1 protein-coding gene is annotated in these 2,824 nt (G+C 70.8%); it reads right to left on the bottom strand.

Annotated elements, in window-relative coordinates:
• Positions 1 to 2,824, bottom strand: a 2,824-nt coding sequence (locus tag CU044_RS13545; RefSeq protein ID WP_240045560.1) for a condensation domain-containing protein, incomplete at both ends; no start/stop codon positions are given.

The raw sequence follows: 2,824 nt of genomic DNA on the forward strand, positions 1-2,824 counted from the left end.
ACTCCACCTCCACCCGCTCCGAAGAACGAGCCTGACCGGCATGAACAGCCGGCCGGTCATACGGCAACGCCACCGGCGCGTCAAAACCCGCCAGACCAACGCGCCAGAACTCCTCCGCCACCCCCACATCACGCCCCGCCATCCACCCGGCCTGAACACCCAGCCCACGACCACCCACCACCACCGGCAACACCAACCCATCCCGTCGCGCCGCATAGTCGTCGAGGACGAGGGAGAGCACCCGCGCGACGCTCCAGCCGTCGAGCAGGATGTGGTGGAAGGTGAACAGGACGCGGACACGGCCCTCACCGAGCCGGGCCAGGGTCAGCCGCGCCAGCGGCACCCGGCGCAGATCCAGACCCCGCTTGTGGTCGGCGGCCAGCAGGGCTTCCCAGCGGGCGTCCTGTTCCGTCAGGAGGCTGTCGCGCCAGTCCAGGATCTCGACCGGCAGACGTACGTCCCGGTGAACCACTTGTACCGGTTCGGGCACGCCCTCCCACACGAGACCGATCCGCAGCGCCTGTATCTCGTCGACCATGCGCTGCCAGGACGCGGCGAACCGGTCGACGTCCGGCACCCCGTCGACCACGTACATCAGCTGCTCGAAGTAGGCCGGCCTGTCCGCCTCGGCGAGGGCGTGGAAGAGCATCCCGGACTGCAACGGCATCAGCGGCAGGACATCCTCGACACCACGCCCGTCACCGACCGCCGCGTCCAGACCCGCCTGATCCAACGGCGACAGCGGAAAGTCCGACGGCGTGACACCACCGGCACCCGGCAGCTCACAATGCGCCAGGAAACCCTCCAGCTCTCCCACGAACGCCGACGCCAGCCGCTCCATCACCGCCTCGGAGAACACACCGGGCGCCCAGACGAAGTCGACCAGCAGCCGGCCGTCCGCGACCCGGGATGTCACATCGAGGGCGTGGTCACGACCGGCGAGCAGGCCGGCGTCGTCCTGGATGAAACCGACCTCCTGGAGCGGCCCTTGTGGGGCGGAGCCCGAGCCCGTCGCACCGCTCGTGACGGTGTCGAACTGACCGAGGTAGTTGAAGCTGACCTGTGGGTGGATCGCGGGGACGGAGCGGCGCAGATGGCGCAGCGCGCCGTAGCCCAGACCACGGCCGGGCACCGAACGCAGCCGCTCCTTGGCGGACTTGACGAGGACGGCCCAGTCGGGCTCGCTCGCGCCGCCGTCGGCGCGGGGTCCCGGCTCCGTACCGGACGCCAGCTCCAGGGGGAAGACGGTGGTGAACCAGCCCACGGTCCGGGACAGGTCGAGATCCAGGAAGATCTCTTCCCTGCCGTGCCCCTCGACGTCCACGAGGACGCGGTCCTGGCCGGTCCAGCGGCCGAGGACGCGGGCGAGTACGGCGAGGAGCACCTCGTTGACCCGCGTGCGGTACACCGAGGGCACCTTGTGCAGGAGTCTGCGGGTGGCGTCGGGCGACAGCTCGGCCGAGGCGGTGGCCGGTGCCATGGGCTGGGCCGAGGCGGTGGCCGGTGCCATGGGCTCGGCCGGGTCGGCCGCTCGCGTGCCCGCGGCCTGCTCGGTCGTGGGCGTCACACCCGGCAGTTCGGTCCGTACGCCCTGGCCGACTCCGCTCCAGTACTCCAGCTCCGCGTCGAAACCACCCGCTTCCACATGCGACCGCAACCGCGAAGCCCACTCCTGGAACGACGCGGAACGCGGACCCAGATCCACCACCGCCCCCGACACCAACTGCCCATACGCCAGAGCCAGATCCTCCAGCAACACCCGCCACGACACCCCGTCGACCACGGCGTGGTGGACCAGCAGCACCAGTCGGTCGCCGTCCTCCCCGAGCCCGAAGGTCAGCGCGCGGAGCAGCGGTCCCTCGGTGAGGTCCAGCGCGTCGCGGGCGATGTCCGTGAGCCGGTCCATCTCGGACTGCCGCTCACCGGAGGGGAGTTGCGTGAGGTCGGTGTGTTCCGTGTACGGGTGGGTACTGTCCGCCGCGTCGGCGACGTACTGCGTCCATACGCCGGCCTCGTCGCGTACGAAGCGCAGCCGCAGCGCGTCATGGTGAGCCACCAGGGCGGCCACCGCTTCCGCGAGCGCGTCGAGGTTCGTACCGGGGGCGAGTGTGGCGGCCATCGACATGTCGAACCGGTGCGAGGGGCCGGCCGGGCTCCCGAAGAACCACTCCTGGATGGGCGTGAGACGTACCGGGCCCTCGACGGTTGCGAGGGGCTCGGGTCCGGCCGCGTCGGTCGTCCGGTCCGCCGCGGCGACCCGGGTCAGGTGCTCGGCCAGGGCCCGTACCGACTGGCGGTCGAACACGTCCTTGGGTGAGATACGCAGCCCGGCCGCGCGGGCCTGGGAGACGACCTGGATGCTGAGGATCGAGTCCCCGCCGAGATCGAAGAAGTTGTCGTCCACGCCGACCCGCTCCACACCCAGCACCCGCGCCCAGATCCCGGACAGAGTCTCCTCCGTCACGGAACGCGGAGCCACATACCCGGTCTCCTCGACACCGGACGGATCCACACCGGCCAGGGCCTTGCGGTCGACCTTGCCGTTCGGCATCAGCGGCAACGCGTCCAGCGTCACCACCGCGGACGGCACCATGTACTCCGGCAGGACACCGGCCAGGAACTCCCGCAGACCGGCCGCCGTGGGGACGGCTCCGGCACCCGGGACCACGTACGCGACCAGCCGCTTCGCGCTCCCGGCGCCCTGCACGGGCGGAGCGAGCACAACAGCCTGTGCGATGTCCGGATGGCCGGCGAGCGCGGACTCCACCTCACCCAGCTCGATACGGAAACCCCGCACCTTCACCTGGTCATCCGACCGGCCCAC

The organism is Streptomyces sp. L-9-10, from assembly GCF_004151105.1.
Lineage (GTDB): Bacteria > Actinomycetota > Actinomycetes > Streptomycetales > Streptomycetaceae > Streptomyces.